We start from the raw sequence: 6,102 nt of genomic DNA on the forward strand, positions 1-6,102 counted from the left end.
AATTAATTCTGTACTAAAATTAATGTTTATGATATAATCTCCTTATATCATATGACAGACTCGTATATCATCGGAGATAAGGTCCGAAAGTTTCTACCTGCTAGCCAATAATTAGCAGACTACGGGGTTAAGTTATTTTAGTAAAGATTATTATATTTTTTATTAAAATTTCCAACACCTCAAATTTAATTTGAGGTGTTTTTTATGTACCGTATATCCCTAAAAGCTTATAAGCATAGAATTTTAAACTTATTTATTAAAGTATCGTACAAGCTATAATAAAATAGAAATTATATATTAAAGTAAAAATATTTTTAGTTTTTAGAATGAATTAAATTTTATATCTAAACAGCAATTATTTTAAATGTTATGAATTAAATTTAAAATTAAGAATATCAATCAATAAATGTACAAACTAAAATATTAGCTTGAAAATATATATTGGAATACAAGTCTAAACTTTAAGTTATTCATGTTTCAGTTGAAAAAGAGCAATTTGAAGTGTTATACAAAATTAATAATTAACGATGAACAATTAACAATGAATGATAAAACTGAAGTCTCAGTTTATTTGAATCAATTTTTATGATAATTTGCTAAGCAAATTAGTTTGAAAACAATATAAAAACATAGTTTTTATGCAATTCTATTCATAAATATTAAGAATGAAGTGAGTAATATTAACCATCATTGTTAATCGTTAACTGTTAATTGTTAATTGGTTCCAAGCATGATAATAGAATAAACTGTAAGCTTAATAATATCACTTGATAAAGGTGTTATTTAAAATTTGAACTTGGAACCCTATATTAGCTTTAAAAGATATAAGTTTGAAATCCTATATAGAGTTGTATATGATAAATATATTTTTAGGGGAATTCAAAAGATGAACAATGAAAAAAGTTATAGTAGTGAATTACTTTATGGAGTTAATGATACTCCAAGTATAGGAACACAAATATTATTAGGGCTTCAAAATATATTTGCGGCTTTTGGAGGAATTATAGCAGTTCCACTTGTTATTTCAAGTGCTTTAGGTTTTGATGGTGCAGCATCAACAGCAGTTTTAAGTGCATCTATTTTAGCTGCTGGTATAGCAACAGTGATACAATCTAAGGGAGTAGGACCAGTTGGAGCGAAGATTCCATGTATAATGGGAACTGATTTTACGTTTGTAGCACCTGCCATTGCAGTAGGGGCAGTAGGTGGCCTTCCAGCCATAGTAGGAGCAACTATTTTAGGTTCATTGGTAGAGGTTATATTAAGTTATTTTATTAAACCACTTATGAAGTTATTTCCACCACTAGTTACAGGAACAGTAGTATGTTTAATAGGATTAACACTTTTACCAGTTTCAGTAGATTGGGCTGCAGGTGGAGTTGGAGCAGCTGATTATGGTAGTTTAATAAATGTATCTATTGCAATGCTTGTAATGATTATAACTTTACTTTTAAACAGATATGGAAATGCTATGATAAGTAGTGCATCTATATTGATAGGAATGGTTATAGGATATATAATATGTATTCCATTAGGAATGGTAGATTTTACACTAGTTAAAGAAGCAAGTTGGTTTTCAATTCCAAGATTATTTGAATATGGAGTAAGTTTTGATTTAAAATATGTATTTCCATTTATTCCTGCATATTTTGTTACTACTATAGAAACAGTAGGGTGTTTAGCTTCAATATGTGAAGTATCTAAAATTAAAGTAGAAGATAAAACTGTTGGAAAAGGTGTACTTGCAGATGCAGTAGGAAGTTCTATTGCAGGAGCAGTAGGAGCTTTCCCAAATACAACATTTAGTCAAAATGTTGGCTTAATTCCACTTACAAGAAATGCAAGTAGAGCAGTTGCAATGATGGCTGGAATACTTTTAATAGGATTAGGATTTTTTCCAAAATTTGCAGCATTAATAAATATTATGCCACAACCAGTGCTTGGTGGTGTTGGTATAGTTATGTTTGGAACTATAGCAGCAGCAGGAATTAAAACTTTAAGTACTGTTGAAATTAATAATAGAAATTTACTAATAATAGCTACATCAATAGGATTAGGACTTGGAGTTACTTTCCGCCCAGAATTTATATCTAAATTACCAGAAGCATTAAAAATGATATTTTCTTCAGGAATATCAACAGGTACAATTGTAGCTCTTATTTTGAATAAAGTATTAAAAGAAGAAAAAATTAACGAAAGAGGTATAGAAAATGAACACGTTATGTAAAAAGATATTAGAAGAAGGTAGAGCATTAAGTGAAACAGTTTTAAAAGTAGATTCTTTTTTAAATCATGGAGTAGATCCTAAACTTATGTACGAAATAGGAACTTATTTTAAAGAGTACTTTAAAGACAAAGGAATAACTAAGGTGTTCACAATAGAAAGTTCAGGAATTGCACCAGCTGTTATGACAGCTATGCAAATGGATTTACAGATGGTAACTCTAAAAAAGCAAACATCTAAAATTTTAAATGGAGAAGTTTATCAAACTACAGTTCATTCATTTACTAAAGGAACAGATTATGAATTAACACTTTCTAAGAAGTACATAAATGAAAATGATAAAATACTTATAATAGATGATTTTTTAGCTAATGGAGAAGCAGCGCAAGGTGCCGCTAGATTAGTTGAAGAAGCAGGTGCAACTGTTATGGGAATAGGTATAGTTATAGAAAAATCATTCCAACCGGGAAGAGATATATTACTTAATAAGGGATATGATGTATATTCATTAGCTAGAGTAAAAAAACTTGGAAAAGATTTAATTGAATTTGTAGAAGAATAATAAAAATGCATGTATTAATTTTTTAATACATGCATTTTTATTTTTATAGGAATTTAAATTTTTCTAGCTTACTAGCTTATTTGTGTGTAAAAAGAAAAAGTTTATAATTCTTAAGATTTATGTATAAATTTCTTAAATTATTAAACCTAGAATATAAACTAGAGAATCTTATATGGAGGGTTAATAATTTATGAAAAAATTAATAAAGACAGGTATTTTAATTGGGTTAGTATTGTTTAGTTTAAAAAATTTAAATCAAGATAGTTTTAAAAGTATTAAAAATTGCAGTTATATGATTGGTTCAGAAAAAATATTAGTTATAAATAAACATAATAAAATTGATAAAAATTTTGTTCCCAATAATCTAATTGAGCCAAGTATTCCTTTTAATGATGGTGTAGAAAATGAAGAAAAGTTAGTAGAAAAAGAGGTTGCGGTAAGTTTAGAAAAATTGTTTAAAGACGCTGAAAATACAGGCATATTTTTACTTGGAAATTCTGGGTATAGATCATTTGAGTTGCAAGATAAAACATATAAAAACAGGATTTTAAGTGAGGGAAAGGATATGGCAGATAAATATGTTGCAAAACCTGGACAAAGTGAACATCAAACAGGTCTTGCTATGGATGTTACAAATAAAGCAAATTATTTTACAGAAGATACAAAAGAAGCTATATGGATTAGTGAAAATGCACATAAATATGGATTTATAATAAGATACCAAAAGGGAAAAGAATATATAACAGGATGTAATTATGAGCCTTGGCATTTAAGATATGTAGGTAAAAAAATAGCAACTAATATGCATGAAAATAATTTGGTTTTAGAAGAATATATTGAAAATGAAAATTAAAATTGAATGTACCAAAAGATTGTTGTGTTTTAGTGTCAATAATAGAGTATAATTGGTTAAGTATGGAGGTGAATTTTGTAAATGGAAGTTAATATACTTGTTGTTGATGATGATAAAGAAATACTAAAATTAATAGAAATATATCTTATGAATGAAGGATATAAAGTATATAATGCTATTAATGGGGAAGAAGCCTTAAATATTGTAAATGGAGAAGAGATACATTTAATTGTATTAGATATAATGATGCCCAAATTAAGTGGTATAGAAGTATGTAAAATTGTTAGAGAAAAATTTAATATACCGATATTGATGCTAAGTGCAAAAAGTGAAGACATGGATAAAATAGAAGGCTTAATGACAGGTGCAGATGATTATTTAACAAAGCCATTTAATCCATTAGAGTTGATTGTTAGAATAAGGGCTTTATTAAGAAGATCATATTATTTTGATAAAAGTGTAAAAAAAGATAAAAACATAATAGAAATAGGAGAGATTTTAATTAACAAAACAACTCATATAGTGAGTGTAAATAATAATGAAATAAATCTCACATCTACAGAGTTTGATATATTATACTTACTTGCTAGTAATGTGGGGAGAGTTTTTAGTGCAGAAGAGATATTTGAAAGAGTTTGGAAAGAAAAATATTATCAGTCAAATAATACAGTGATGGTTCATGTTAGTAGAATAAGAGAAAAATTAGAACAGAATATGAATGGAGGAAAAATAATTCACACAGTATGGGGAGTGGGTTATAAAATTGAGTAATAGTAATAAATTTAAAATAAAGTTTGCCATAATTCTACTTTTATCAATTTTAATATTATTAGTTACAAAACTTATAATTAACCAATCATATGTAGAGGGCAATGAAAATGTATATGGATTAGTAAATTTTATATGGACATTAAAAAGAAGTATAGGATCTAAAACTGTAGACATATTAATAATTTTAGGTATAATTCTCATATGTTTATTTATTATAAATATAAGAAATTTTAAAAGTGTAAAGCCAGAAGTTAGAATCACATTAGGGATATTATTTAAAATAGCAATATATATAATTATAAGTACAATTTTAACATGGTTAACTATTGCTATGTTAGGTTTGATTTGTTATAAATACACAGTAATAAATTTAGATATTTTGGGTGATATTGGTATAACAAAAGTATGGACTAGTATATTATTATTATATTTATTTATTATAAGCTTTAAAAAAATAAATAATATATCTAAAATAATTGTAAGTCTTAGAAAAATATCAAGTGGAGATTTAGAGAGTTCAATAACTGTAAATACCAAAGGAGAGACTAGGGAAGTTGCAGAAAACATAAATAAAATTATGGAGAAATTTAGATTGGCTATAGAGGAAGAAAAGGTTTCACAACAAAGTAAAAATGAACTAATTACAAATGTATCGCATGATTTAAGAACTCCATTGACATCTATTTTAGGATATTTAGAACTTATAGATAAAGATAGATATAGAGATGAAGTAGAATTAAGATATTATATTGATATAGCTTATAAAAAGGCTCAATCTTTAAATTATTTAATAAACGATTTATTTGAACTTACAAGAATGAATAGTGTTTCTTTAAAGTTTAATAAGAAAAATATAAATCTAGCTGAATTGATAGGACAAATAGATGTTGAGTTTTATGCTCAATTAAAGAAAAATAATATGGAAAGTAGATTAGATATAGAAGAAGATAATTTCATTATAGATGCAGATGGAAATAAATTAGTTAGAGCATTTGAAAATTTAATATCAAATGCAATTAAATATGGGAAAGACGGTAAATTTATTGATATAAAATTATACAAAGAAGAAAATAATGCTATCATAGAAATTATAAATTATGGAGATATGATACCAAGTTATGAATTACCATATATTTTTGATAGGTTTTATAGAGTGGAAAAATCCAGATCTTCGGAAACTGGTGGATCAGGATTAGGACTTGCAATAGCGAAGAATATAATTGAAAAACATGATGGAAATATAGTAGCAGAAAGTAATTCTAGTAATACAAAATTTAGAATAATAATACCTATGCTAAATGTTTAGAAGTGGTTTCTTTATGAAACCACTTTTTAAGTTTATAAATTTATTTTATTAAATAATTAAAAGTAACTATAGGGTTCCAAGATCAAATTTTAAATACCACATTTATCAAATGATAATTCTAAAATTGCAGTTTATTCGTATTATTTATAGGGTTCCAAGTTCAAATTTAAAGTAATGTATTTCTCAAATGATAGTACTAATCTTACAGTTTATTGCTATATTTATATTTGGAACCAGTTGACAATTGAAAATTGACAATTGACAGCTCATAGGCCCCTATAGAAATGTAGACTCATAATTCAAATGGAATTATACTAGGATTAATGAATGGAGGGGTGCATTATGAGTGAAAATTTTATTAGAAAATATACTGAAGAAGAACGAGT

The 6,102-nt window shown here is 26.4% G+C and carries 5 protein-coding genes and 1 riboswitch; all 5 genes read left to right on the plus strand.

The window, feature by feature from the left end:
- Positions 1-40: 40 nt before the first annotated feature.
- Positions 41-142: riboswitch (purine riboswitch) on the plus strand.
- Positions 143-886: 744 nt separating this feature from the next.
- The 5 genes from AC07E4_RS02695 (at position 887) to AC07E4_RS02715 (ending at position 5,716) form a co-directional block, all read left to right on the plus strand.
- Positions 887-2,227: a uracil-xanthine permease family protein gene (locus AC07E4_RS02695; RefSeq protein WP_478215669.1), complete on the plus strand. Its 1,341-nt coding sequence runs from the start codon at positions 887-889 to the stop codon at positions 2,225-2,227.
- Positions 2,211-2,786 carry a xanthine phosphoribosyltransferase gene (locus AC07E4_RS02700; protein ID WP_040329210.1) on the plus strand — a complete coding sequence of 192 codons (576 nt, stop codon included), beginning with the start codon at positions 2,211-2,213 and terminating at the stop codon, positions 2,784-2,786. Before AC07E4_RS02695 ends, AC07E4_RS02700 begins: the two co-directional genes overlap by 17 nt.
- 190 nt (positions 2,787-2,976) lie before the next feature.
- Positions 2,977-3,639: a M15 family metallopeptidase gene (locus AC07E4_RS02705; RefSeq protein WP_040329208.1), complete on the plus strand. Its 663-nt coding sequence runs from the start codon at positions 2,977-2,979 to the stop codon at positions 3,637-3,639.
- Between the two features lie 81 nt (positions 3,640-3,720).
- Positions 3,721-4,410, plus strand: a complete 690-nt coding sequence (locus AC07E4_RS02710) for a response regulator transcription factor (protein WP_040329206.1) — start codon at positions 3,721-3,723, stop codon at positions 4,408-4,410.
- Complete coding sequence (locus AC07E4_RS02715; RefSeq protein WP_242838435.1) at positions 4,403-5,716, plus strand: sensor histidine kinase; 1,314 nt, start codon at positions 4,403-4,405, stop codon at positions 5,714-5,716. Before AC07E4_RS02710 ends, AC07E4_RS02715 begins: the two co-directional genes overlap by 8 nt.
- The last annotated feature ends 386 nt before the right edge of the window (positions 5,717-6,102 follow it).

The sequence above is a fragment of the Clostridium amazonense genome (assembly GCF_056431285.1).

Excerpts from the sequence above, each read along its gene's own strand:
- AC07E4_RS02710 (WP_040329206.1), top strand. The coding sequence starts at position 3,721 with ATGGAAGTTAATATACTTGTTGTTGATGATGATAAAGAAATACTAAAA.
- AC07E4_RS02700 (WP_040329210.1), top strand. The coding sequence starts at position 2,211 with ATGAACACGTTATGTAAAAAGATATTAGAAGAAGGTAGAGCATTAAGT.
- AC07E4_RS02695 (WP_478215669.1), top strand. The coding sequence starts at position 887 with ATGAACAATGAAAAAAGTTATAGTAGTGAATTACTTTATGGAGTTAAT.
- AC07E4_RS02705 (WP_040329208.1), top strand. The coding sequence starts at position 2,977 with ATGAAAAAATTAATAAAGACAGGTATTTTAATTGGGTTAGTATTGTTT.